Source organism: Shewanella sp. 10N.286.48.B5 (genome assembly GCF_002874355.2).
Taxonomy (GTDB): Bacteria; Pseudomonadota; Gammaproteobacteria; order Enterobacterales; family Shewanellaceae; genus Shewanella.
Map to the genome: position 1 here is coordinate 2,933,892 of NZ_MCVG02000001.1, position 25,125 is coordinate 2,959,016.

General features: G+C 40.7%; 22 protein-coding genes. 6 read left to right on the forward strand and 16 right to left on the reverse strand.

Going from position 1 to position 25,125, the window contains the following annotated elements:
* Window positions 1–207 precede the first annotated feature (207 nt).
* The 3 genes from BCU57_RS12630 to BCU57_RS12640 all read left to right on the forward strand — a co-directional run bounded on the left by BCU57_RS12630 (window position 208) and on the right by BCU57_RS12640 (window position 3,775).
* On the forward strand, window positions 208–477 hold the full coding sequence (locus BCU57_RS12630) for a hypothetical protein (protein ID WP_102439120.1): 270 nt from the start codon (window positions 208–210) through the stop codon (window positions 475–477).
* A 2-nt stretch (window positions 478–479) separates the two neighbouring features.
* Window positions 480–2,576 carry an HD domain-containing phosphohydrolase gene (locus tag BCU57_RS12635; protein ID WP_102439122.1) on the forward strand — a complete coding sequence of 699 codons (2,097 nt, stop codon included), beginning with the start codon at window positions 480–482 and terminating at the stop codon, window positions 2,574–2,576.
* 206 nt (window positions 2,577–2,782) lie between these two features.
* Window positions 2,783–3,775 (forward strand): diguanylate cyclase domain-containing protein, encoded by a 993-nt coding sequence (locus tag BCU57_RS12640; RefSeq protein WP_413211433.1) that lies wholly within the window; start codon window positions 2,783–2,785, stop codon window positions 3,773–3,775.
* 131 nt (window positions 3,776–3,906) lie between these two features.
* Here the strand turns inward: BCU57_RS12640 and BCU57_RS12645 are convergent, their stop codons facing one another.
* The 3 genes from BCU57_RS12645 to BCU57_RS12655 form a co-directional block, all read right to left on the reverse strand.
* A complete protein-coding gene (locus tag BCU57_RS12645) occupies window positions 3,907–4,146 on the reverse strand; it encodes a hypothetical protein (protein ID WP_102439126.1) in 240 nt (79 codons plus the stop codon).
* Between the two features lie 446 nt (window positions 4,147–4,592).
* Window positions 4,593–4,802 (reverse strand): cold-shock protein, encoded by a 210-nt coding sequence (locus BCU57_RS12650; protein ID WP_076539522.1) that lies wholly within the window; start codon window positions 4,800–4,802, stop codon window positions 4,593–4,595.
* Window positions 4,803–5,196: 394 nt separating this feature from the next.
* Window positions 5,197–5,937, reverse strand: a complete 741-nt coding sequence (locus tag BCU57_RS12655) for a siderophore-interacting protein (RefSeq protein ID WP_102439128.1) — start codon at window positions 5,935–5,937, stop codon at window positions 5,197–5,199.
* Window positions 5,938–6,038: 101 nt separating this feature from the next.
* Between BCU57_RS12655 and BCU57_RS12660 the strand changes: the two genes are divergently transcribed.
* Together BCU57_RS12660 and BCU57_RS12665 are read left to right on the forward strand one after the other, a co-directional pair.
* Window positions 6,039–6,473 (forward strand): MarR family winged helix-turn-helix transcriptional regulator, encoded by a 435-nt coding sequence (locus BCU57_RS12660; protein ID WP_102439129.1) that lies wholly within the window; start codon window positions 6,039–6,041, stop codon window positions 6,471–6,473.
* A 365-nt stretch (window positions 6,474–6,838) separates the two neighbouring features.
* Complete coding sequence (locus BCU57_RS12665) at window positions 6,839–7,834, forward strand: calcium/sodium antiporter (RefSeq protein ID WP_241901121.1); 996 nt, start codon at window positions 6,839–6,841, stop codon at window positions 7,832–7,834.
* Between the two features lie 134 nt (window positions 7,835–7,968).
* Here BCU57_RS12665 and BCU57_RS12670 read toward each other — a convergent pair whose 3' ends face one another.
* The 4 genes from BCU57_RS12670 to BCU57_RS12685 form a co-directional block, all read right to left on the reverse strand.
* Entirely contained in the window at window positions 7,969–11,259 is a 3,291-nt protein-coding gene (locus BCU57_RS12670; protein WP_102439131.1) for an EAL domain-containing protein, read from the reverse strand.
* A 472-nt stretch (window positions 11,260–11,731) separates the two neighbouring features.
* Window positions 11,732–12,628, reverse strand: coding sequence for a dienelactone hydrolase family protein (locus BCU57_RS12675; protein ID WP_102439133.1), 897 nt, complete (start codon window positions 12,626–12,628; stop codon window positions 11,732–11,734).
* A gap of 157 nt (window positions 12,629–12,785) precedes the next feature.
* The gene (locus tag BCU57_RS12680; protein ID WP_241903533.1) at window positions 12,786–13,517 is read right to left on the reverse strand and encodes an LrgB family protein; all 732 of its coding nucleotides are present in this window, start codon (window positions 13,515–13,517) and stop codon (window positions 12,786–12,788) included.
* A gap of 1 nt (window position 13,518) precedes the next feature.
* Complete coding sequence (locus BCU57_RS12685) at window positions 13,519–13,980, reverse strand: CidA/LrgA family protein (protein WP_102439135.1); 462 nt, start codon at window positions 13,978–13,980, stop codon at window positions 13,519–13,521.
* Between the two features lie 105 nt (window positions 13,981–14,085).
* Here BCU57_RS12685 and BCU57_RS12690 point away from each other — a divergent pair, with 105 nt between their 5' ends.
* Window positions 14,086–14,982, forward strand: a complete 897-nt coding sequence (locus BCU57_RS12690) for a LysR substrate-binding domain-containing protein (RefSeq protein WP_102439137.1) — start codon at window positions 14,086–14,088, stop codon at window positions 14,980–14,982.
* A 652-nt stretch (window positions 14,983–15,634) separates the two neighbouring features.
* Here the strand turns inward: BCU57_RS12690 and BCU57_RS12695 are convergent.
* From BCU57_RS12695 to BCU57_RS12735, 9 genes are read right to left on the reverse strand one after another with little or no spacing between them, the layout of a single operon-like run.
* Window positions 15,635–16,213, reverse strand: coding sequence for an LPP20 family lipoprotein (locus BCU57_RS12695; RefSeq protein ID WP_241901119.1), 579 nt, complete (start codon window positions 16,211–16,213; stop codon window positions 15,635–15,637).
* A complete protein-coding gene (locus tag BCU57_RS12700; RefSeq protein ID WP_157936439.1) occupies window positions 16,210–17,463 on the reverse strand; it encodes a transglycosylase SLT domain-containing protein in 1,254 nt (417 codons plus the stop codon). The genes BCU57_RS12695 and BCU57_RS12700 overlap by 4 nt, the downstream gene beginning before the upstream one ends.
* 10 nt (window positions 17,464–17,473) lie before the next feature.
* The gene (locus tag BCU57_RS12705; protein ID WP_241901118.1) at window positions 17,474–18,268 is read right to left on the reverse strand and encodes an ETEC_3214 domain-containing protein; all 795 of its coding nucleotides are present in this window, start codon (window positions 18,266–18,268) and stop codon (window positions 17,474–17,476) included.
* Window positions 18,269–18,322: 54 nt separating this feature from the next.
* Entirely contained in the window at window positions 18,323–19,048 is a 726-nt protein-coding gene (locus BCU57_RS12710; RefSeq protein WP_102439142.1) for a hypothetical protein, read from the reverse strand.
* Window positions 19,048–20,340 carry a hypothetical protein gene (locus tag BCU57_RS12715; protein ID WP_102439143.1) on the reverse strand — a complete coding sequence of 431 codons (1,293 nt, stop codon included), beginning with the start codon at window positions 20,338–20,340 and terminating at the stop codon, window positions 19,048–19,050. The genes BCU57_RS12710 and BCU57_RS12715 overlap by 1 nt, the downstream gene beginning before the upstream one ends.
* Before the next feature lie 17 nt (window positions 20,341–20,357).
* Entirely contained in the window at window positions 20,358–21,722 is a 1,365-nt protein-coding gene (locus BCU57_RS12720) for a hypothetical protein (RefSeq protein ID WP_102439144.1), read from the reverse strand.
* Window positions 21,719–22,846, reverse strand: coding sequence for a hypothetical protein (locus BCU57_RS12725; protein WP_102439145.1), 1,128 nt, complete (start codon window positions 22,844–22,846; stop codon window positions 21,719–21,721). Before BCU57_RS12725 ends, BCU57_RS12720 begins: the two co-directional genes overlap by 4 nt.
* A gap of 8 nt (window positions 22,847–22,854) precedes the next feature.
* Window positions 22,855–23,757: an LPP20 family lipoprotein gene (locus tag BCU57_RS12730; protein WP_102439146.1), complete on the reverse strand. Its 903-nt coding sequence runs from the start codon at window positions 23,755–23,757 to the stop codon at window positions 22,855–22,857.
* Window positions 23,757–24,470 carry a hypothetical protein gene (locus BCU57_RS12735; RefSeq protein ID WP_413211434.1) on the reverse strand — a complete coding sequence of 238 codons (714 nt, stop codon included), beginning with the start codon at window positions 24,468–24,470 and terminating at the stop codon, window positions 23,757–23,759. The genes BCU57_RS12730 and BCU57_RS12735 overlap by 1 nt, the downstream gene beginning before the upstream one ends.
* Between the last annotated feature and the right edge of the window lie 655 nt (window positions 24,471–25,125).

A 25,125-nucleotide genomic window follows, 5' to 3' on the forward strand; every position in this document is an offset into this window, starting at 1 on the left:
TCATTTTAACTCATCCTTGACCTGTAAATAGGAATTTTTAGCCATAACTGCCTAGAAAGATCACCTTGTGACAAGCTATATTTTTTGAATTAAATCAATAATATCTAACTTTGAAAAATTTCAGCAATCCCTTTGGTTAACTTAGTTGTAACTTCACTAATAAATGCGCTATTGTTTAGTTAATGGAGTTTTTAGAGGTGATTAAGGATGAGCCAATTTTTCACTTTACTCAATCTTAGTTTACTAGACGTCACGTTAGAATATGTCACGTTAGCTGATGCCTCTGTAATAGATAGCATTACTCAGGCCAATGCCTTTCAAACCACTTATGTTGTTATTCTTCGCTATTTTACAAGACCTTCTGACGTTATACGCGCAGCTAGCATCAAACACCTCAAGCACTTAGCGGCATATTACGCCCCTGTGCTTCCATCAGCCCTTATTAGTCACAATAACTTAATAAGGGGCGACTTATAGATATGATTAACCTGCATTTAAGAAAGTCATTATTATTTGGACTGATTGTATTTTCATTCTGTATATCAATTCTGTATCTAGATAATCGCTCAGAAGATTTTGTCATCGATAAGCAAAAACAGCTTATCAGCGAAAACTTATTTAAATTAAAAAAAGAGCATATTACTGATCTTGTTTCATCGGTGCATATCGCAGCTGAAGCAACCCTTAAGCGCGAATACCAAAAACAACAAACTAATCTACAAACGCATTCGCAACAATTCAAATTAGTACTTAATAACACCCCTGAACATCAACGCTGCCAAGTGCTACAAACTTTAGCCGCTGACGATGATGAGTTTCAATACCAATTAACACAATCAGGACAAGCTCTTTGTCAGTCATCCCATAAGCCAAGTTTACACTCCTCTAAGCCAGACAATACCTTGGCTGAAATAAGTATTAACACAGCGATTGCTGATGATATGCAAATGACACTGTCATTATTACCACCTCAAGTTATCAATGAAGCGAAAAAAAGGATCGCTGCCTTTATTAGGCTAATTAAACTGCAGAACCCAGAAACCTACGTTTGGGTAAATGAAGTGATTAATTACGCCGGTGGTGATGACTTTGCCATTAGAAAAGTTCACCCTAGCCAGCCTGAAACCGAAGGGCTGCTATTATCAACCCTCAGTCAAGACATCAAAGGTAACTACCCCTTCCAGATGGAGCTTGATGGCATTAATGCTCAAGGTGAAGTTTACTTCGAGTATTATTTCAAACGTAATACCAATGATGAAATCGTTAAAAAACTGGCCTATGCCAAATTATATAAGCCTTTTGATTGGATTATCGCCACAGGGGTATATGTGGATGATTTAGAATATGCAGTAGATCAAGAGATCAACAAGCTGATGGTTGAGCTCAATTTTTACAATAATCTGGTCGCCATTATCGCCATCTTTTTATCCGTGTTACTGGTTATATGTTTATACGTGATAGAAAGAAATGCCCTTAATAGCAAAGAGCGAGAGCTGGCACTAAAACACAAGCAACAAGATGTAAAAAACTACCGTCAAGTACTATCATCTATGCTTGATTTAGTGGAGCGGCGCGATAGCTACACCGCTGGTCATACGCGGCGGGTTGCACAATACTCAGTGATGATAGCTAAAGAGATGGGCTTTAGTAATGCTGAAGTGGAAATCCTCTATGAATCAGCAATCATGCATGACATAGGTAAGATATCTACACCCGATAGTATTCTACTAAAACCAGGTAAACTCACCTCGCAAGAATACAAAATTATTCAGCAGCATTTAGACAGCGGCTACAAGCTACTGGTATCGATTAAAGCCTTTAAAAAACATGCTGAAATCATCAGGTGCCATCATGAACACTATGATGGGACGGGTTACCCTCGGGGACTTAAAGGCAAACAGATCTGCCCACTTTCTCATATTCTCATTTTAGTTGACGCCTTTGATGCAATGACCTCAAAACGTATCTATAAAATGAGTAAATCGAAACAAGAAGCTATCGCAGAAATAAAGGCGCTGGCAGGTAAACAATTTTGCCCTGAAACGGTAAAAGCAGCTGTGCCAGTGCTAGAGAGTGCTAATCTAATTCCTGTTGATCATAATTATTTAAAGGATGAGTTTGAAGAAGCAAGGCTTGCCTATTATTACAAAGATTCGCTTACCGGTTTATATAACTATCGATATCTAGAGCACGTTATCACGTTAAACGAAGAGCTATTTAGCAAACATTATCATTGCTGTTACGTCATCAGTTTGTTCAATTTTGGTCAATACAATAAAACCCACGGCTGGCTCGAAGGTGATAAAAAACTTACCTTTATAGCCAACAAGTTAACTGCATTTTTGCCAGAGTCGTTAATTTTTAGAGTGTTTGGCAATGACTTTCTTATCTTAACCCTAGAGCATATAGAGCTAGATGCAAAGTCGCTAATCGCGCAACTAGAACTTGATAACCTTAATATTGAACTTGCGTTAGAGCATATCAATATTGACCAGCAGCAAATCCACAATGTAACTCAATTTACTGAGATTATTAACAAGATAGTTAATAAGAAGGCTTGCCCCAATATGCCCTAAAGTTCTGTATCAGGCTTGTAAAGCAACAGCATGAATAGAGGGTATTCATGCAATACTGTCTAACTAATAGTCACGAGATTAATCATAAAATAATCGATCAAGTAGCCAAAATGCGAAATAAAAATTAACTAAAAAATTAACTAATACTATAATGTTAACTGAGGGTTTGAGTCGTATCTCGTAGTATTAATCTAAGGAAGTCAATAATGAAATGGTTACCTGCTAAGTGGGTGTTAGATAAAGAGGCAGAACTATCATTTCAACAATCTTTAAATCAACGCTCACGCACAAATGCAGTAATGATGAGTTACATCTTAATTACGGTGTTGCTATTTTTTACCCTATCTTCATTTGCAGCCACTAATTATACTTTCGCCGACATCTTAACCCGTATTGTCAGCCTCCTAATTGCAATGGTAATGATTTTCAGTATTAAAAAATCAGCCACCTGTTACCTTGATTCGATACTGTTATTTTTTGCGGTGCTGTTTACCCTCATCAATGGTTTATTCTTTTATAGCTATGCTATTAACCATCAAGAGCTCCATGAAGGCGGCCCTATGCTGTCAGCCATTTTTATTACAGCCATTCCCATACTTCACTTAGGTCAAAAGTTCATTATTTGGCTGTTACTGGGTGTTGCTCTGCTTATAATCCAATTCAACACCGAGGTGGATATCATTTGGAGTATAAACTTCTATGTGATAACAGTTACTATCATGACCGCGATGCAATATCAAACGGATGTACTGCTGAGAAAACAATATAAATACGAGTTAATTCAAACACAAAAAGCGCAAACTGATAAGTTAACAGGGATTCATAATCGCTATAATTTCGATAAGCAATTCTCGACTCTGTTACACAATTTAAAACAGGGGCAGTGCCTTTCATTGGCGATGATCGATATTGACCACTTTAAAAAATATAATGACCGCTACGGGCATTTAATGGGCGATAAAGCCTTGGTCAGCTTTGCCCAGTTACTTTCAAACCAAGGTGCCGATATGGTGGTGCGCTTTGGTGGCGAAGAATTTATTTTGGTTTCTGTCAGTTCAAATCAAAATAAGCACTGGCTTGAAGATCTCCCCATGCAGCTTAAACGGCTCGAGATTGAGCATAGTGATTCAGCAACCGGGTTTCTGTCAGCATCCGCTGGGGTGGTAAGTGTTAGTGCCAATCAGCGTCACCCTAGTTAATAAAACCAAGCTTTTAACCTTAGCCGATCGCTGTTTATACCAAGCTAAAAAAGCCGGTAGAAACCAAGTTTGCCGTCAAAAAGTATCCAACTAAAAACCATGACTCGCCTTACCTCAAAGCCAAAAACGCTTCATTCAGGCTGGTCTTTTTTAGTCGTCTCTGCGACAACTAAAATAAAAGTTAAATACATTTTAGTTGGCAGTGACAGTGCCATACCAAAAGCGACACACATCGAACTGATGATAATTCCCTTAACGCCCATTGCAGCAACAGTGTCATTAAAGTTGTGCAAATAAATCCCAAGTAAAATTAAGCAAATACCAATGGTTATGCAGGTTCTAAGCAGTAGTATTAATTGTCTATTGATCACTTAATTCTCCTCAGCTTAATGGTACACACCTTGGCATAGCACACCGACATTGTAGTCAATATATAGCTAAATTATGCCACCATTGTCAGTGAGTGTCGCGGCACAGGTTACGTTAAATATTACCAAGCAGTTAAAGAGCTTATTCTGACAAAAGATGGGTTAACCAGCTAAGCTTTTAGCTTTTATTAAAATAGCTCTCTTAAAGCCAAAAAAGGCTACCAGGCTTAGAAGATTAAATGCGTTCCAGCTAGCGCTTTAGTTGCAGCATTTTTAGTTACTAAGCTTAAGCGCCTTGATGTGATACACAGATCGTTATACCTTGAATTTCAGACACAAAAAAGCGAACCCAAAGGTTCGCTTTTTTAATAATTACGATAAATAGGTAAACCTAAAAGCGTAATTATTTGAAGTAACGTACTGGCTAGCCAGTGACGTCGACTTTCAAATTAGATAGCAACTACGTTAGCTGCTTGTGGGCCTTTTTGACCTTGCTCTAAATCGAAAGAAACTTTTTGGCCTTCAGCTAAAGTTTTGAAACCTTCAGAAGCGATAGCACGGAAATGTACGAATACATCTGCGCCGCCATTGTCTTGAGTGATGAAGCCGAAACCTTTGTCTTCGTTAAACCATTTTACGATACCAGTAGTGTTAGACATAATGTGTCCCTTATATAATTAAGAATTAAAAAATTTATCGCGAAAATGCGATGCGCTGAGAGCTGAATTATTTAATGTGACGATGAAGCTAAGGGAAACACAGAGGAACAACGATAACGTAGAATTCTGAGGCTTTACTTTTACTTGATGTTTCATTAATAACTCTGAATGTCAGAGCGAGGTGAATCTTACATTAGTTTAAAAAATTGTAAAGGTATTATTTTATTTAAATATCAAAACAGCCAGATATCTGACCACTGACTAACAGGTATATAGCACAATTAATCGCTAATATACTTATGCTTAGCAGTAATTATAGCTCTGGCTGCTATGGTTTAGCTGTGATTGATAATAATATAGCTTGTCACTTGGCTATGACGGTTATCATGGATATTTACAGTGGATTAACTTTTTTCAACGCCCCGAAACGATCAGCATCAATCCCTTGCTTCCAATAGCCAACAGCAAAGATGTTAAGCCTTTCAAAACCAAGCTCTTGTTGTAATACGGGCTTCAAAGCGCGTATTTGACCAGCTTCTAGCCCCATAAAGACATGACTATCCTTGGGTAAGTCTTTAGCGATTAGTTGTACTTGTTGCTCAAGGGATATTGTTGACTCATCTTCAATAAACCAATGAGTATTTTTTGAATCGTCATAATCCATCTCAATGATATCAGCACGGGTAGGCACGCTAATAATGGCCTTTATTTGGGCATCAGGATTAAATCTAGGCACGTAACCATTTATGGCATTTACAGAGGTGATATCCCCCACCAGCAAGTAACTATGGTGATTAAAGTCAGTTAATTTCATCAAACCTGGGCCCGCTATACTAATACGGTCGCCCACTTTTGCCTTTTTTGCCCAACTGGTGGCAGGACCTTGGTGACGGTTAATCACAAAATCTAACCCTAGCTGGTTAGTGTGTGGGTTAAAAAAACGAATCGTGTACGAACGCATTTTTTGCGCTTCATCGCCCGTCGATGGCAAAAACACTTTAACGTGCGCGCCTTCAAGCCCCTGCGGAAAACCTTGTAAACTGGTTCCGCTAAAGATAATTCGACGTAAATGAGACGACAGCTCAATAATTTCTGCAACCTGTACAGAGCGCAAATTGGGCTTTCTAGGCTTCATAGAGACATCCTCTTCGACTTGAAAAAAAGCTAGTAAGTTGATAAGGTCAACTATAGTTATCATTGTTGACTAAGTCAACTAATTATCAGAGCCAACCAAAAATGAGTCACTTATCCATTTCTGATGCGATTTTTAACATCGCACATTCATACCGTTTAGCCATGCGATCTTCTCTTAAGGCTAATGAAATTGGCTTAAATGCCATGCATGTTAAATGCCTTAGCTTGATTAACAACAGTCACACTTGCACCGCAAACGATATCGTTAACCTTTTAGCCAGAGATAAAGCACAAATTGCTCGGTTAATAAAAGAAATGATGGATAACCAATGGCTAACGAAAACGGCAAACCCAGAAGATAAAAGAAGTCAGATATTATCACTGACTGCAGACGGTAAAAAACTCGCTGTACTGATTGCAAAAACCCAAAACGATGTGAATCAAAAAATGCTGCGAAACCTGCCAGTTGAAGACTTGGCCACATTTACACGCATTGCTGATGCGCTCTTTAATAACCTTAATGACAATGAAGAATAAGCGGCCTTTTAGTTAGTTGCCTTTATCTTAGCCGGTTTTTAGCATGACAAGTCTCTCCTAGCACTAAGGCTTGTAAGCCGAGCGATATCAGTGCTAAATACTTGGCAGTAGCTTTGACGCGAATAGCCACAAATTTGCTATTGAAACGAATCGAATAACAGATTAAAATGCGCCCAAATTTGAGGGAGTAGCCGTTCTGTCACCACGACAGGAGGTTGTGTCAACATAATTGGTCGAAGACCATGGTGCAATCAACGCTTAGCATTAAGCGTCTGGCGAGACTCGAATGACCACACGCATATAGCTAGGGCTGGGCGTGGGTTTTTCGTGTCTTAACACAACCAGCCCTTGCAGTGCGTTATATTATGTTGTCATTATTTTTACCTTTACTTGCACTCGTTGCAGGTCTTATCGCTTTATCTGTCAGTGCCGACCGGTTGATCGCAAGTTCTGCGACTCTGGCTAAGCATTGCAAAGTCTCTATGTCCTTTATCGGTATGACTGTGGTGGCTTTTGGCACCTCAGCTCCAGAACTTCTCGTGTCCTCTATCGCAGCCCTAAATGGTGCTGGCGAACTCGCTATTGGTAATGGTATTGGCTCTAATATCGTTAATATAGGATTAGTGCTTGGCATTTGTGCTTTACTCGTGCCGTTATCCATTAAAGTCCATTTCATTCGTCGAGATTTACCTATCTTAATCGCGGCAATCTTATTTTGCGCCCTGTTAATGTCAGACGGCAATTTAGACTTCCAAGATGGCTTATTACTACTAGTAGCGTTAGCGGCATATTGTGGTTACCTAGCCTTTTTAGTGGGTAAAGGCGAAGCTGACGCAGAAGAAGTTGAGTTTTTAGAAATATCTAAAAGCCGCTCTGCTGTGGAAACGCTATTAATGCTAAGTGTGCTGTTAGCCGCCTCACAACTGATGGTTTGGGGCGCTGTAGAACTGGCTAAAGCTGCCGGGATCAGTGAGTTAATCATTGGGCTAACCGTTATTGCCTTTGGTACCAGTTTACCAGAGTTAGCAGCAGCCATTGCTGGAGTGCGCCGCGGTATGCATGACATGGTATTTGCAACTGTGATTGGTTCAAATATTTTCAATATACTTGGGGTGATTGCCTTCCCTGCGCTGTTAGGTGACAAGCAGCCATTACCAGAATTATTGGTCGCCCGTGATTACCCTATGATGCTGTTACTCACCGCTATCGTCGCTGTGGCATTTATGGTTACTTATTTTAAACAAAGAAACATCCCTGCTACTGAAAAAAGTTATACCTTTGGCCGCACTGCGGGGGCGCTGTGTTTAGTGAGCTTTAGTGGCTATATGCTTTATCTCGGCGCTGTGACAATGCAGGCCTAGTTGGCTAGGTAAATATTAACTAGGTAACCATTGGCTAGGTAAACAAAAGACAAATAACAGTGGGGTTCGAGTGCCCCACTGACCTTTACCCTTCGCTTACTTAACCTTCTCATTCCTATTCTGTATTTTCTTGATTACTGCCAAGCGCTATCAGGCTTCCAACTCTCTGCCCACATTGGTAATTGCTCAGCAGGCATTGGCCGTGCAATACCATAACCTTGCGCTAGCATGCAGCCCATAGACAATAGCTGGGTTCCATGTTCGATGGTTTCAACACCTTCAGCAATAACTTGGCGATGAAAAGCCCGCGATAAACTAATCACCCCCATCACAATGGCGCGGTCATCAATATCAATCAGCATGCCTTTGACAAAACTCCGATCAATCTTCAGTAGGTTGGCAGGTAAACGTTTAAGGTAAGTGAGTGATGAAAACCCTGTGCCAAAGTCATCAAGTGCAAAGCTGACGCCAATATTAATGCATTGCTCCATTGTCGCCAGCACTTGCCCCATATCCCCCAGCGCGCTGGTTTCTAGTATCTCAAGCTCCAATGAACTCGGTTTAATCAACGGTCGCTGCGCTAATGCTGCTGAGAGTTTGGCAGTAAAATCTTTTTGTTGTAATTGTAAGGCGTCAATATTAACGCTGACAGCAATATCAAAGCCAGCAAGGGTCCATGAATACATCTGTGAAAGCGCGGTATCAATAACCCAATCTCCCAAAGTGACACTGATGGAATGATTATCAATAAAAGGAAGAAACTCCCCAGGTAATAGCAAGCCTTTCTCTGGGTGCTGCCAACGGATCAACGCCTCACAACCGATCACAGTGCCTAATTTCATATTCACTTTCGGCTGGTAATATAAAACAAACTCATCTTGCTCAATCCCCCGCTGAATATCATCAATCACCTCAAGGGTGCTTTGTAAGGATTTGTCTTTATTGACATCAAACAGGTGATAGCGGTTTTTGCCACTTTGTTTAGCTATATACATGGCCTGGTCGGCATGGCGTATCAGTTGATCTGCACTCACACCATCTTGAGGGTACAAGGTAACGCCAATACTGGCAGACACCTGCAAAATGGCTCCAGCAGCTTTAATCGGACAACTTGCTACCTCTAGCATCCGCTCTAGAACCAACTCACAATCGTGCATGCTTTCTAAATCCACCAGTAAAGCAATAAATTCATCACCACCAATACGGGCCAGAATGTCTCCATCTCGCAGAGTTTCGCTCATTAACTGCGACAAAGTAATTAGCAACTCGTCACCGACATTATGGCCATAGGTGTCATTAACGGCTTTGAATCCATCTAAATCAAGGTAAGCCACGGCTAAAAATTTTCCGCGTCTGATGCTCTGACTCATTGCATGATCCAGTCGTTCCGCCAGCATTACCCGATTGGCTAACCCTGTTAGCGGATCATAATGGGCAATGTGTTCTAGTTGTTGTTGATGGCGCTTCATTGAGGTGATATCTGAAAACAGTGCGACATAGTTTTGGGTTTGCCCCTCGGAATCTGTAACCGCACTAATGGTGATTAGCTCGGCAAATATGTCGCCATTTTTACGCTTATTCCACAGCTCGCCTGACCACTGCTTATGTTGTAATAACGATGCCCACATCCTGTTGAAGAACTCGCTGTTGTGCCTACCTGAGTTTAAAAAACGTGGGTTTCTGCCAATGACTTCTTCTCGCTCATAACCGGTAATCGCGCTAAAAGTGGCGTTAACATCAATAATAACCCCATTAATGTCGGTGATCATGATGCCCTCACGGGCATGAGTAAAAACACTGGCTGCGAGTTTAAGTTGATCTTCAATTTTTTTATTATTACTAATATCAATAACTTCAATAACTCGTGCATTACAGCCTTTATAAGTAATATTTTTTCCCTTAATGCTTAGCGGATATCGTGTTCCGTCCTTGCGAAGGCCTTCAGCTTCAAAACTATTTCTATCATCTTGATGCATTCTTATTTTTACCGTTTCAAGATACTCTTTCGCGATTAATTTCAAACCATCCATACCAATGAGCTCTGAGTAACTGAAACCAGTAATAGTGGATAAACCATTATTACACTCAAGGATACGGCCCTGATCATGGATAACAATACCGCCATAGGTTGCTTCGCTAAGAGCCCTAAAGCGCTCCTCACTTTGCTGTAAAGTCGTTTTAGCCTCTGCCAAACGTCGATTAAACAAGTGCATATAGAGAGTGATACTACTGGCTAAAACCACCAAAAAAAGCGCTATGGATAATACCGGGTAGAGCCAGTTAGGAGTTGATGTAGGGCTATCATTATAAATAAAGCCATCAAGGTGACGAATATCATTGACCACACTGGCCTTAGCAAAGGTATTTGCCATATGTTGCCAGCGATCAGAGTTCATATGCCCAATTTGGATCAAATTAGGCAGAATCAAGTTTTGCATTGCATTAGCTTCATAGAGCAAATGCTCACGGGTTTTATTAACCTGATACTTAGCCATTAATATATCGACTATTTCTTCAGGGTTGTCCATGGCATAGCGCCAACCTTTGAGGGTCGCTCGCCTCATTGCCGCTACACGTTTTGGATAATTATTTAACTCAGCTTCAGTAGTGAAAAAAATATCACTGTAAAAATCAACTCGGTAGCTTACTGGATCAATAATGTCATAGGGGACATTAGCTTGAGCAAGTACATAGGGTTCATTGGTAATATAAGAGTTAAAAGCATCCACCTTGCCCGTGATTAAATCATCAAGCTGAAAGCTGCTGGGGACGATCTCAAGCTGTGACAAGGAAATGCCTTCATTAACTAACATGGTCAAAAAGCCTGCATCTTTACCCTTATTCGCCAGCATCACTCTTCTGCCAATAAGGTCATGGGCAGAGCGTATTCCTGACTCTTTTAACGTCAACAAGATAGATGGTGAATGCTGAAAGATAGCAGCCAAAGCAATAAGTGGTTCACCTAAAAGGCGATGGTATAGCACCTCACTGTTACCTACTGCATATAAAGCATTACCCGATAACACTTCGGCTACCGGTAAGCGTTGCGGATCGCCTTCAAGCAAACGAACCTCAAGACCTTCTTCTTGATAAAAACCCTTTTCTAACGCAGCATAATAGCCGGCGAATTGAAATTGATGATGCCAACGTAACTGCAAATATACGATATCCACTGCTTTTGTTGACGCTAGTGATAACGATTCTGATATTTGGGTTATTTTGAGCTGTGCTGAGGTTTTTACAGAGCGTTCAACTAAAGGCTCAGATTTAGGCTCTGATAAGGGGGCAGATAAAGCAGCAGCGAACGAGCTAGATACGCTTACGATTAACAAAGTCACTAAGACAAATAGCACACACACAACTGCTGCACGACGCATCATCGAAGCATAGATACAATTTCTGAGCGATAATAAACCAAACCACATGCAGTAAACCTTAGCGCTAACAGTCGATAAAGGGTGCTAAATGCTGTACTTAAACCATGAATTTATTGGTACTGAGATTAAGAAATAAACGGCATTGCCATCGCAGGGAGGGGAATATAACTAAAGCTATTAGAATCTAAAAATTGCTCTTCTTCCCTGATATTAAAATCGACTTAAACCGCTAAAACTACTTTTTATCTTTGCAGCCAAAACACTGAATAATAAAAGTATAGAAGATAACAACACCTTCGCCATCAGCCAGGCTAGTTTAATCTAAAAAAGTGTCAAATAACGCCAATTTGTGGCAAGTATGTATTCAAGCTGAGTGTGAATAGCTTGGATATACTGCCAATAAAATATGCAAACCGATAAGATAACCCAGCAAAGAGTTCACCTGACTCTGAACTCTGGAAAAATAGCACTGAGCAGGTGGGCAAGTTAACACATGCCCACACACAGCTTAGCGCTCAACTCAGGCTAGTCTTGCTTCAAAAAATGCCACGGTTCTTGACCAAGCAAGTTCAGCATTTTTCTCATCATAACGGCCGGTAGAGTCATTATGAAAACCATGATTAGCATTGGGATACATGTGCATAACGTAATCGACATTGGCCGCTTTTAAATCCGCTTCATATTCTGGCCATGACGCATTAACCCGTTTATCAAGCTCACCCAATTGGATCATCAGTGGCGCTTTAATATTTACCCGTAAAGCTTTTGCGGCTGGCGTGCCATAAAATGGAACTCCAGCATCAATCAGATCGCTTTCTATCGCGGCTAAATAATTCACCATATAGCCACCAAAACAAAAACCTACCGCACCCAGCTTGCCATTAGATTGCTGATGCGATTTTAAAAACTTAGCAGCGGCAACAAAATCATATTGGATTTTTTCACGATCAAGGGTGCGCTGCATGGCTCTGCCTTCATCGTCATTGCCGGGGTAGCCCCCTAATGGAAACAAGGCATCGGGCGCAAACGCAATAAACCCTGCTTTAGCCAGCCTACGGGCCACGTCTTTAACGTAAGGGTTTAAGCCTCTATTTTCATGTACTACCAGTACCACAGGGAATTTACTATTAGGATTGTCTATAGCTTGGGTAGGTAACACTAAATAGCCTCGGCCTTCGCCATGGCCTTGAGGTGAAGCAAAGTTCTGATAACTGGCTTTAATGTCATTATCGTTAAATGACACTTGCTCGGCTAAGGCATAATTAGGTAATAAGGCAGTGGTTAACACTGTCATTGAATAGCCCAGCGCCACCAACCCCGTTAATTTTTTCATAAAAGTACGACGGTCCATGCCGCCATGGGCGTATTCATCGTACCAATCAAAAGCTTCTTGTGGAATATTATTGTTTTTCATCATGTTACCCGTAATAAGTCAGCAGCGATGGTTTTATCAATTTGATGATTAGCCCCATAGCAGCATTTAGCTAAATAAATGAGAATAACAATCAAAACCATTGTGGCTATTTAATATGCGGTAACCTTGCTTAAAAAGCAATCATAGGACAGTGGCTTATTTACACTAAAACATAAGCAAATAACGGGGCACCAATCACCATAGCAATACCGGTAAATATCATAGTAAGGCTGGCAACCACCCCTTCCTCTTGCCCAATCTCAGCCGCCTTGGCCGCGCCCACACCATGGGCAGCGCCGCCTAAAGCTGCACCTTTTGCCAATGGGCTTTTAATTTTGGCTAATTTAAATACAGGGCCGCAAAGTAACATGCCTAGCACCCCAGTAATTAATACTAAGGTTGCAGTTAAATCAGGTGCACCGCCAAATGCGGTAGTTGCCTCAATAGCAAATGGGGTTGATACTGAACGAACCAATAAGCTGTTTGATAACTCAGGCGGTAAATAAATAAACTGCTCTATCAACCATGAAGATAGCAGCCCCACTAACAGCCCAGTGATCACCCCAATGCTAATTGTTAATGGGTAACGACTAATTAATTTACGCTCACGGTATATCGGCAGCGCAAAGGCAATAGTTGCTGGCGCAAGCAAAGCGCTAAGATAATGGTTATAAACAAAATAAGTAGGTAACGGCACTGAAAAAATCACTACCAATACCATTAAACTCGCCGGAGTTGAAATAATCGGTGATAACCACCAGTAATGGTAATGTCGGTGCAAAAACTTACTACTAAAATAAGCCACTAAAGTCGCTAAAAGACATATCAGCGCAGCGGTTTGTGATGTCATCCATGGCGACGTCATTAAGGTCAATGAGCTAAGAAACTGCATATTAAACTCCCACCGTATCTGACGTTGCCAGCGCTGCATCTGCTAACATTTTTGTCGCTCTGTTGCGCCTTGCTCGGTTTCTACGGCGCTCGAATCTAAATACCCTATCAATAACAAAGCCGGTGATCACTAACACTGAAATACTGCCCAGCACTAAGGTGAACATCAAACTACCCCCAAACTCTTCAAACATAGGAGCATAATGGATTGAGGCGATAACCGGAGGAATAAAAAACAGCAATAATTCACCAATTAACCACATTGCACCCACCGCGACAAACCGCTCAGGTAACCACTTAAATGCCAGCAGGCTGTACAAAAAAATCAGGCCAATCACACTACTTGGTATGGGTAACGCTAACAGCTCAACCAAGTATTGGGCGCTAAAAGCTAACCCACACAAAAAAGCCACTTGTAACAGCAAATGGGAAGTTCGTTTTACAAACAGCAGGGAGGAAGTCATAACACATCAGATTGAATTAGTTTCGATGTGGCTATTTTACCCTTGCAATAAAAATAAAAATAATGAATATTATTTACCAAATAGATAACTAATGGTTATGTAATTATGGATCTTAAAACGCTGCAATATTTTGTCGACATCGTAAACTGTGGTGGCTTTAATCGCGCTGCAGAAAAAATCCATATTAGCCAACCTGCGCTGTCAAAATCCATCACCCAATTGGAAGCTGAACTTGAGCTTACGCTACTCACCCGTGGTAAACGCGGCACAGCCGTAACCCTTACCAGCTACGGCCAGCTGGTGTATGACTATGCGCAGCAGTTACTCAGCACCAAACAAGCGCTGTTTGATGAAATCGCTTTACTTAAAGGACTCGATAAAGGCGAATTAAAGTTAGGTTTAGCGCCACTGGGTAGCGCCGAGCTATTTGCGCCAATTATTGCCAAATACCAGCAACGTTATCCACACATTAATAATCAGCTGTTAGTTCGCGGTGGAGTGCAACAAACCTTAGCATTAAAAAATGGCGAAATAGAGCTAGCAACAGGTATTATCGAGCTTAATCAAGAGTTTGAAGGAATAGCAATTCATACCGAGCCTATGGTCGTGGTGCTGCCAAGTCAGCACCCGCTGGCAAAGCAGCCGCAAATATCCATCAAGGCACTGGGTAACTGCGAGCATATCTTATTTGAAGCAGAGTTTTCACTGCATGAGATGGTCATTAATGCTTATCAACAGGCTGGTATCAGCATAGAAAGCCCAATCTTAGTGAATCAACCTGAGTTTGGCATAGCGCTGGTTGCTGCAGGCACTGGGATAATGTTATTACCTAAGTTTATTGCCGAGCGTTATCAACTGGAAGGCGTGGTGCAGCGTGAACTTATTGATACCAATTTAAGCTGGAAGATGAATTTATTTTGGAGTAAAGGCAAGCCATTATCTTTTGCCGCAATGGCCATGATTGAACTGGTTAAAGAGCACCTAAACCAGCTAGCGCTTTAAATGCTAAAGTTGAATCATTTCAGATGAGATATCTCGCTATCAAACAACCTGAAAGTGATAATAGAAATGGATCGATTCTAAAGACAATTTAGGGCATAAGTGATTGAGTAATGCCGCAGTGGACGAAAACCCGGGCCAAGCGGCGGCTTTTTGCTTTTTCTGGCAGACCTTGTTAAAAGTAGTCACGACTGACCCAAGATGCGCCAGTGAACGAACACGCAATGACATAAGAGCCATGACAAAGTTTTCGCTTCTTTACATGTACACTTTAGCATTCTCGTGAAATCTAGTACGCTCTGATTTCCATCAGCTATCCTTACGGCCATACCCATGATTGAAGTTTCAAAGAACTTCATTAGCTGTTGAGTTGACATCATCCTTTTATTATCTTCCGCAGCTTCATGTGCTATGAATTTCTCGCCTTTCCAATCTAACAAGTTTACTAGCAAGAATCAGGGCAAGATAACGATGCCAATTTACAATAGAATACGGTCTTAGATGTTATATCACATTCTAAGACCTTCTATTACTTAATAGGATCCAGTTAAAAGCTATAGCCAATATCTGTACCGTTACTGATACTCAGAGTTTCACCGAGTAAGGTGAAACTCATTTCTGATGAATCATAAGTAGTGACTTTATAGCAAACTTATTAAAGCTTTTTTGCAGATGAAAGTTCAGCTTCTAGCTCTTTCATCGCTTTTTGAGTTTTAAATTCAGAATAAAGTACGGCTTCATCGTTAGGATCTAGCTTTTTACCAGACTCTTTAATTAACTTGTCAAATAAAGGCTTAGTATTTTCCATAATGACTAATGCACACAATTGTTTTTGATCATCAATACGAGCAAAAGCGACTTCTTTTGGTATTGCGCCTACAAGACTTTGTTCAGCAATCTGTTTGCTTACTTGTGCAAAGCTTGAACTACTTGTAGTCGTGTCATCTTCTTGTTGCTGTTGGTTAACTAGCTTATCCATCACCATTGCTTTAGTGTTTATTTGCGCAGCTAGATCTGCACGTGCGTTGGCAATCGCTTGTGCTCTACTTGCAGCCATATTACCGCTCCACTGAACACAGCTTGAAGATGCTAAGCCTGTTTCATGTGTCGGCATCAATACCCAACTCGGGACACTGTCATTTTCAGCTAGCGGTGTCGACTGAGGCTCTTGAGTGCTACTACATGCACCAACTAAAAGAAGGGTGCTAGCGATCATTAAATGTTTCTTCATCATAATTTACTGTTTCCATTCCATGTGGGTAATTTTGCTTGGTATTGCTCTTCTAATTTACGAACTTTTTTAAGGTAATTCTTAGTTTCAGAATAAGGTAAATCTTGCATTAGAGTGTGATAAACCTGCTCACTAGACATGGTATTTATTTTCCCTAATGCTTGTTTAACATTGCGATTGCTACCACCATTAAATGCCTTAGCGACATTACCTGCACCGGTATTGTAAGCCGCTATAACGCAGTATTTTCGACTTTGAGGATCAATAATGCCCTTAAGGTAGCGCTCAGATAATATCGAAAGATAGCCTGCTCCATAGAGAATATTTGTTTCTGGCTGATAGAGTTCGTTTGCGGTGGGAGCAGCTTCTTGTTGAAGCAACTTATTAGCCACATCCATTCCTGCCGATCTCGGGACAATCTGCATTAAGCCAAAGGCTGGTATATGGGATTTTGCTTCTGGATTAAATGATGACTCAGCATGGGAGATTGCTAACAATAAAGCCAGTTCTTGTCGCTGCTCACTGGCTTGTGTATTAAACGAATCCAAATATGGTGATGCCTTTTTATATAAATAGTCGTCAGGTAACGCAATCGTATACGACTGTATATTCTTATACTTCACATCCTTCTTTTTAACTTGCTCTACTTGTTTTTCAAGGTTTTTAACTCGTAACTGCTGTTGCTTATCAAGCTGTTGCTTCTTAGTCTTTAGCTCAGTTTCAGTAAGCCTTTCGTCAGCCTCAAAGCTATTTACGACTTGCTCATGCTGCACAATAATTTGTTGTTTTAGCAAAATTTCAGATGCTTCGACTTGAGGTTGCTGAATCATTTTTGGCGTTGTTTGCTGTAACAATTCAAAAGAATCGTCATTGTCGATGACGATTTTTACTAACGTCGCTGTATTGCTTTTATCCAGTTCTGCTGACGTTAAAGGATCATCCCCAACAAGCTGCTCTATGGTTAACGTATTGGCTTGTTCGTTAACAATAATCCTGCTGTTTAAATCGTCACTATAAACAATTTCTTGCTCAATTGAGCTTTGCGCAGGTGCAGCCCATTGCTCTAGCAGTTGGCCACGAAATGCATCATATTCTGCCAAGTATTGCTGCCTAAATGTGTCATATTCTTGCTGTCTTTGTTGGCTGAAATCCTGTTGCTGCTGTTTCCAGCCTTTTTTAAACTCATCAAAAGAGGCATCTGTTGCGAGTACCAAAGACGGTAGAAGTATCATTGGTAGCAGTAGTTTACGCATGACTATGTCCTTAAAAGTAAGCATTGAATTCATACTTTGTCAGCAATGAATCTGCAATATATTGCGGTGAAATCTCAGAAATGCCATAAAAATTAGCAGTATAAGCCGCTAGTTTTTGTGTTAATTGGCTTACCTCTGCAGAATTGTCTTCTAACGTTGCATGTTCAAGCTCATTCAAGGTTAAAGTGGCATTTGTTTGAACTTGTTCATATTCAGTGAAACCGGCCAACAAATTTAAGTACATTCCCTGTGCCCCTAATTCTTTAGATTGCAGGTAGTAACTCACATTTTGATAATCATAAAAAAATAAATTTGAATCAGCTGTTATATCTGCAATGGTATTGGCTTTAAGTAAGTGGTCAGTAAAAGGTACTGCTGGGGTGAACTCAGCAAGTAACGGATTTTCATGTTGTAAGCTATGTAGCACAATTCCCACAATGCGCTGCTCTTTGTTAATTAGCGTCAGCAGATATTTAGGATCTTTATAATAACGATATTCGATATTGGGATCTAAATTCGAGGTTTTAATCACCTGAGGAATACCCACACTCTGCTGCACAAACTCAAGATAATTACCAATATCCAAAGCTGCTACTCTTTTATCCTCTATCTGGTGAGTAAAATGAGTAATGAATGCTTGATAACCCTCTGTAAGTAATTGCTTGGTGTCAGCCCAATTACCCAAGCCCATTAGCACCACCATCAGCACTAAAAAGCCTGAAGCGACTCGAGCAAAAAAGCCTTTTTTCTTGGGCTGGCCACCGGTATTGACGGTGTTTTTATTTAAAATATCTTGAGCATTCATTCGCTAAATTTTTATCCTTTACGTTTTACAATATGGCTTTATTGTTCTTAGTGATTAAAAATAACTACTTAAATCATCGGCTTGACTAGCTTCAATTTGTTGTAATTTGTCCTCTGCATTTTCAAGCAATTGCAGACAGACTGGCTCATCACAGGCCCCCATTAAGTTCACCACTTCATCAAATTTTTCAGCGGCTAACCATATTTTCCCGACGGCTATTTTACTTTGGTTTAGGGTTAATTTTTCAGGGTGTAAATGTTCGTCTAAATAGGCTAAAGCTGATGCTAAATCAGTTTGGCTCGCAATTAATGCCACCGCATCGGCTTGTGTTCGCCTATGCTGTAACGCCACCTTTAGCATCGCACGTAATAACTCAATATCACCGTCTTCTGCTGCCCACCAAGCGCCAGTGAGTGCCAGCCCGGCTATATTATATGAAGCATCACTAGAACTAACCTTACCTTCACAATTCAAACCATCGTGTGTTTTTTCTTGTTGATAATCCGTAATATTGGCATCTATAAAACTCAATGGTTTTGGCAGTACTTGCGACGTACGCGCCATTAAATCCGCGCGCACTTGCTCTCGTAGCGGTAACGTTAACGCACGCCGACAAGCTGCTTGTAAAGCAGCTTTTGAGTGTGTTTTTAAAGCCACCACTTTAGCGCTACTACCATTTGCCTCACTAATAAAAAAAGGGCTAGTTTCTCTAACGACACCACTACTATCTACGGAAATGTCGCCAGAGAAAATCGAGGCAGCTAAAACAATAGATAGCATTAAAGCTCCTCGGTGCTCGATACCTTGCCTGAAGCTGCTTGTGGGTTTGCCGCGTTATTATTTACACCGCCAACAGCCTTAATTTTGCGAGCTGAGTTATCGCTGGCATTTAAACTTTGCCCACCCACTTGCATCTCTTTATTGGCTTTTTTCGCTGTAGCTTCAAGGCTTGGTGAATACACTGCAATACTGTACTGCCAGTAACCATCTTCACTACTAAAGCTTTTTACACTGACACCCGCAGGCAGTGTTCCCTTTGCTAGTGTCGAGTAATCATCAGATTGTTTAAATTGGTTAACAAAGGTTTCACGATCATTTTCAAGCACTTTTACTTGCTGAGGATCTTGCATGTAAGGGTCGTCATATTGAAATTGTGAAGAACCTTCCATTTGCTTTTCATCAAAGCTACCTTCCCAATACACTTTCTCACCTTGCATGGTTGCCAATAATGCTGAGCGAGCTCGGGTTTGCGATTGTGACTTGGCTGCAGAGCGTAACTTATTGGCTACAGACTTATTTTTATTTTGTCGAATAATCGCAGAGCCATACCCCATAACAACAACTTCACCGGTTTCTGCATGGGTGAGGATTTTAGCGCCGACTGGAGGTAACACCCCACCTTTGATATCGCTAACAACTTGTTTAAAAATGCTATTAGGATCTGTGGTGACCGCTACTGCACCATGCTTTTGACGCACTTGAGCACGTGTTTTAGGCGTAGAAATTAAACTCACACGCACATTACTTGCTGCAACATCGTCATACACATCAAATGTCACGAAGCCTGCAAGAGAACCTGAGATCGACTCCTTACAGGCTTCCATCATTTTTGTTTGTGTATTGGCAACACTATCAACGCCAGTATCAATCGCATCCATACTGGTCTGAACGAGATTACTACATTGATGATCAACCCCTGTCATGTTTTCGATTAGCTGCTTTTTTGCGATCAAGTAAGCTTGGTTATAGGCGCCTCGCTTAGATAGTAATGTGGCATTGAGGTTGTCATAGGTGGTGTAACTGACGCTACCAATAGACAAAATCCCTGTTCCACTACCAACCTGGATCATTTTGACACCGTCTTCATCATTTTCAATCAACGCTTGATGTGCAACCGCAACCGCCAAACTGGCATCATCAGCGACGATGGCATCACCTTGCACGAGCACATCATCGCTATCAACCTGTTCAGCACCAGGTCTTGCCGGCACCATATCGGTTAAATCAAAGTCATCGCTCGCCATTGCTGGCATAGAAAGCGAAAGCGCTAGAGTTAATATTCTTAATTTCAAAATAGTTTCCTTACTTTTTAATATCTAAGAGTAAAATCATTTTCAATACTGATGGCGGATAATCTGTTACCAGTGGTAGTTAACACTTGATGCACGGCATCAGCGAGGTCACCTGTCGCGCCTTTATATCTCAGGCTAGCAACAATGTTGTTATCTTTTTCATATATGGTCACATCAGACACTCCGCCCAAGGTACTTAACAATGCTTGAAGTTTTTGCGGTTGCTTGATTTGGGATTGGGGTAACCATATTTGGCGGACTAGTCCGCCTCGAGCAACAACTTGAGTAAACGCCTGTTGCAACGCTTGTTGTAAATCTTGGGCTTGTTGTTCATGGGCAAGATGAACTGACATTAAGTCTTGTTCAACTCGCTGACCACTGGGCAAAGCTAATAGCGCAGGGTTATTTTTCCAGTGGCCATAGATATTACCGCTCAAATCTTGAACGCTCACATTGAGGTGTAATCGACTGGTATTGGTGGTATTCGCTAACTCAGCAGCGGCCAATACCACTAAACTAGCCACGTTAGCGACTTCCACACCTTGCTCACCTAACCATAAGGTTAATTCGGTTTTTAAAGGCTCTGGCGCAATCACTTTCACCCGCGGCGAGCCTATTACTGATAAAAGCTTGGATGCTTGCTGCACTAGCGGTTTTTTTTCAACTACCGCATGCAATGTCACTTGCAAACCATCATTATCGATATTTTGGCTATCTAAAATCTGCCACTCTTTAACTAAACCTTCGCTATGGCTGGATAACTGTTGCCCAATAAGCTCTTGCATTTGGGTGGTTTCAGTATCATTTAACACCTGTAAGTTCATCAATGATGACTGACTGTGCTGCTGGGTTAACCACACGCCAACCACCTGTGAAACAGCTCGTTGTAAAGCATCCATTTCAGCATGATGACGAGCGGTTTTGCCATTTTTAGGCCAACCTTCACCCGACACGGTAACACTGATATTTTGAGTACCTTCTTCCCAGTTTTGATGGCTAGGAGCAGGAATATCCAGCAAAGACAAGCTAACGCTGACACAAGTATCATTACCACTTAAGCTAGGTGATGAGGTGTTTAATGGAATAGCCCCCATACTTAACCCCTCAATAATGTCACTACGTTGCTGCTCATAAAGGCGCACAGTGTCATCATCTAACGATGCTCCTAAAAACTGATTATTGTCGGTAATAGCTAAACTTTTATTACCTTTAATAAATGCTGCCAGCTCTGCCGCAGCTTGGGTTTTAGCACTAGAAATAGCCAAGTTACCACGACCATAAGCGCAGGCAGTTGTTTTCATCATGCCATCAGGGAGAACCTTCACCTCTGCCGCCAGTGGCGTAGACAATAAGGCTAATAAACTTAAGCCTATTGTTCTCATGTGCGTTTCTCCAAAAAGCCTTGTGGCGTCCCTACAGAAACAGCAAATACCTTACTGTTAGGATTAGGGCGATAAATTCCACCTTTAGCTTTTTTCTTGATTGAATCCGCAAGGTCATTATCTTTCCAGCGAATGATCTCGCCAATAGAACTATTGGCAGAAGGAGTCACATGAGCAACACCAATAGGTTCAACAAACCCTGCTTCATAGCTAAATACAATCATGGTTTCATTGGGTAATACACCTGCATTTTGACCGCGGTCTAGACTTAGTTGATTACCTTTTATACCCATTACCTGAGTAGTTGCAGGCATTTCTGTCAGCATACGCGTTAATAAAATATCAATGCCACGAGAAGCCATATCATTGACTACGGCATTAACATGAGCACTATCAAAATAACGGAAGCCACTCACATAACGATTGCTGGCAGTGACGTATTTGAGTTCAGACCGCTGGCGCACATCTTCAGATTTAACTCTAATTTTGCCTAAATTAGGGTGAGATAATTTTTCACGAGTGTAAGGATTAAGCACCGAACTGGTTAGCTCTAAGGTGTAATCCATCCAACTGGTGATACTGCCTTCATTTTTAACCGTTCGTAGTGAATCTAATTTAACGATGTAATCTGGATGAAGCACTTGCTGGCTACTGACTTTTTCAGCTAATGCTTTAGCCCCTTGCTGATCAAGAACTGTTTGTTGTTCTTGTGAGACAGTTTTATCGTCACGGGTAACAATTCTAAAACGATTAATGCCAGCAAACTGATTCTCTAGCATCATTAACAGTTGCTGATCTTCAAAGGCACTTAATGCTTCAACCCCTTCCCCTTCACCAGTAACCCTAGCGACGTCAAAATACATCCGGACAATAGGTTTTTTCAGTGGGCAGCCATCATTTTCATTGTTTACATCGAAACTACAGCGGTCTAAACCCTGAGTATCAAAATAAGACGGAACACGAATGTCACTGTCTTTAAATTCGTAAGCACTTTTTGCCACTTCCGCATTAGATGCTCGATTACTGACTTTATCTGTGCGAGTCTGCTGTGCAGGAGTACTTTGACAACCCGCCAGCACAGCTAAAGCGAGTAGAGAAAAAGAAGCATATTTTACAAATTTCATAACAAATCCTAATTATCGAACATCCAATTACTGATAGGGTCTTGTACTTGTGTTTCTAACTGCTGCAGCGCAATTGACTTAGCTATCGCAGAATCAGCACCGACGCCTTCGGCAACAACATTGCGCTGATGTAATACTCTAAAAGGTGACTTGGTTTCTGTAATCGACAGCAACAAATTGGCTTGGGCTAAGCGCTTAGCACCACGATTAGCGTATTTCCATTTCAGATTAGCTTTGACCCACAAAGGCGTATTACCACCTTGAGGAAGTGCGCTGCTTAATACTGATTTAACCGTAGCTAATTCATAACTGGCGATGACTTGGCAGGACACAGAATCAAATGCCTGCCGCTTATGCGCCATAAAACCCTCAAGCTGTTGATAAAAACCACTATTACTAGCATTGAGTAAGCTCAGGACCCTTAAGCGTTTATTGGCAACATCGAGGGTTTCATCATAACGAAGCGCCCAAATAAATTTCAGGCTAGGATTTGAGGGAGGGGGTGACAGACGGGACAAAATAGCCAACTCATTTTCTAAGTTAGCGATGAGTGTCGATTTTTTTATTCCAAGCAATAAAGCGGTTTCTGTGTCGACTTGCGCAGCCTTTAACTCCTCTACACCTTCAAGCGTAAAAGGCAAACTACTCATCTGACTCGTTTGCGTAAATTGACTTTCTGCATGGCTGTTTTTAGTCGTTATAACCTGAGTTTGTTCAACGCTATAATCAACACTTAATTGTGCCACTATCTCGCTTAAAGCCGCATCTCTGGCAGCGATACGATCGCTGCCAGTCCCAATACCAATGATGTAATCATCTTTGGTCGGTGTATGCGTTACCCACTCAGGCCAAGCATATACAGAAGTGCTAAAAGCAATTGCCATAAAAAAGGCAAATAGGCTTTTAATCATTAGCTTTTAGCTTCCTGCTCTTCTTGAAGCTGTTTAACTGCATCAATTGTTTCTTTTTCTAAATCAATAATTTCATTAGCTTCTAGTGCTAGTGATAGTTGATCCGTGGCTTTTAATAACGCAGTGCCAAGATCTTGTGGATCCTCTTCTTTTTCTTCTTTATTTCCGAAGTAACCACTTACAGTATTTAATGTATCTTGACCTACTTTAACAGCAGTTGCTTGAGCCACTGCTGTGCCATGTTCAGATAAAATATAAGCAGACTTAGCCATTTCTAACATCAAAGTCTTTGTTAACTCAACATTTTGGTTGTAAACATTTTCATTAGCTTGGCTATAAGCGGTGATTTTTGGCTCAATCATTTCAGCTTCAGATTTTGCACCAGCATCAAACGTCGCAATGGCGAGTTTAAGTTCTTCTGGCGTAGCATCTTTATATGCATATAAAAATGCTTGCACGTCTCTAAAGTTTTCAGTTTGTGTTCTATATTCGCCAATAACTTTACGTTGACGCTCCAATATAGCTGCAGCCATATTCAAAAACTCATCAACGCCTGGTTGAATAGTTACTGGGTTATAGCCTAAGTTATCCATTTTGACAGTAAGCTCTGATACAGCTTGATCTCGATCAAGCGTTGCAGCGTTATCAGATGTTGAAGCACAGCCAGTAAATAATGGTACGCAGATTAATGCACAGATGAGAGATTTTTTCACGTGATAGTTCCTTTGATAATAGAATTATCAAGGAAGAAGGCGCAGGCAAATATTATAAAAAATGGATCTTCCATAATAAATTTCTTAACTCTTCCCTGAATCGTGGTTTCATACTACAACAATAAAAAAATATAAACCACAGGAAAGTAACGCATTTTTACATCACAATCACAAATTTAGACACTCAGCACAAACCGACAACAACCCAGTAAATAGCATGTACATTAGAAAAAAAACACAAAATAAAACTATTACAAAAACAAATTACAGAATAAAATTCCGCATATAAATTAAAAAATAACAACTAGGTTATCGTGAACGATAAAATTCACTCAATATTTATTAATTTAATATAAAAATATTAATATCTTTATATTAAATTTTTGAAATATATAAAAAGTACTTTTCTCTTCCTCCTCTATACCTCAATTAAGAGTGTGCAGTTATTATTTGAATTCGGGTTTTCAATGCTTAGCTAAACGTAATATATAATTTATTATTAGGCATGTTGCCATGATACATACCTTAAATAATCGCCATAAAATAATAGTTTCACTAATGCGCATCTAGTTAACCAAGAGATATTTAGCATTTAAGCCAGCCTAAGCGAAAAAATCCCTAGCTTAGATAGCTAGGGATTTTTTGTTGGTGAACT

What these genes read in the sequence shown, in the direction of transcription:
- BCU57_RS12650 (WP_076539522.1), bottom strand. Translation starts at nt 4,802, where the DNA reads ATGTCTAACACTACTGGTATCGTAAAATGGTTTAACGAAGACAAAGGT.
- BCU57_RS12635 (WP_102439122.1), top strand. Translation starts at nt 480, where the DNA reads ATGATTAACCTGCATTTAAGAAAGTCATTATTATTTGGACTGATTGTA.
- BCU57_RS12705 (WP_241901118.1), bottom strand. Translation starts at nt 18,268, where the DNA reads ATGAATGCTCAAGATATTTTAAATAAAAACACCGTCAATACCGGTGGC.
- BCU57_RS12630 (WP_102439120.1), top strand. Translation starts at nt 208, where the DNA reads ATGAGCCAATTTTTCACTTTACTCAATCTTAGTTTACTAGACGTCACG.
- BCU57_RS12700 (WP_157936439.1), bottom strand. Translation starts at nt 17,463, where the DNA reads ATGCGTAAACTACTGCTACCAATGATACTTCTACCGTCTTTGGTACTC.
- BCU57_RS12680 (WP_241903533.1), bottom strand. Translation starts at nt 13,517, where the DNA reads ATGCAGTTTCTTAGCTCATTGACCTTAATGACGTCGCCATGGATGACA.
- BCU57_RS12690 (WP_102439137.1), top strand. Translation starts at nt 14,086, where the DNA reads ATGGATCTTAAAACGCTGCAATATTTTGTCGACATCGTAAACTGTGGT.
- BCU57_RS12710 (WP_102439142.1), bottom strand. Translation starts at nt 19,048, where the DNA reads ATGCTATCTATTGTTTTAGCTGCCTCGATTTTCTCTGGCGACATTTCC.
- BCU57_RS12665 (WP_241901121.1), top strand. Translation starts at nt 6,839, where the DNA reads ATGTTGTCATTATTTTTACCTTTACTTGCACTCGTTGCAGGTCTTATC.
- BCU57_RS12655 (WP_102439128.1), bottom strand. Translation starts at nt 5,937, where the DNA reads ATGAAGCCTAGAAAGCCCAATTTGCGCTCTGTACAGGTTGCAGAAATT.
- BCU57_RS12720 (WP_102439144.1), bottom strand. Translation starts at nt 21,722, where the DNA reads ATGAGAACAATAGGCTTAAGTTTATTAGCCTTATTGTCTACGCCACTG.
- BCU57_RS12730 (WP_102439146.1), bottom strand. Translation starts at nt 23,757, where the DNA reads ATGATTAAAAGCCTATTTGCCTTTTTTATGGCAATTGCTTTTAGCACT.
- BCU57_RS12640 (WP_413211433.1), top strand. Translation starts at nt 2,783, where the DNA reads ATGAAATGGTTACCTGCTAAGTGGGTGTTAGATAAAGAGGCAGAACTA.
- BCU57_RS12685 (WP_102439135.1), bottom strand. Translation starts at nt 13,980, where the DNA reads ATGACTTCCTCCCTGCTGTTTGTAAAACGAACTTCCCATTTGCTGTTA.
- BCU57_RS12670 (WP_102439131.1), bottom strand. Translation starts at nt 11,259, where the DNA reads ATGTGGTTTGGTTTATTATCGCTCAGAAATTGTATCTATGCTTCGATG.
- BCU57_RS12695 (WP_241901119.1), bottom strand. Translation starts at nt 16,213, where the DNA reads ATGATGAAGAAACATTTAATGATCGCTAGCACCCTTCTTTTAGTTGGT.
- BCU57_RS12725 (WP_102439145.1), bottom strand. Translation starts at nt 22,846, where the DNA reads ATGAAATTTGTAAAATATGCTTCTTTTTCTCTACTCGCTTTAGCTGTG.
- BCU57_RS12675 (WP_102439133.1), bottom strand. Translation starts at nt 12,628, where the DNA reads ATGATGAAAAACAATAATATTCCACAAGAAGCTTTTGATTGGTACGAT.
- BCU57_RS12660 (WP_102439129.1), top strand. Translation starts at nt 6,039, where the DNA reads ATGAGTCACTTATCCATTTCTGATGCGATTTTTAACATCGCACATTCA.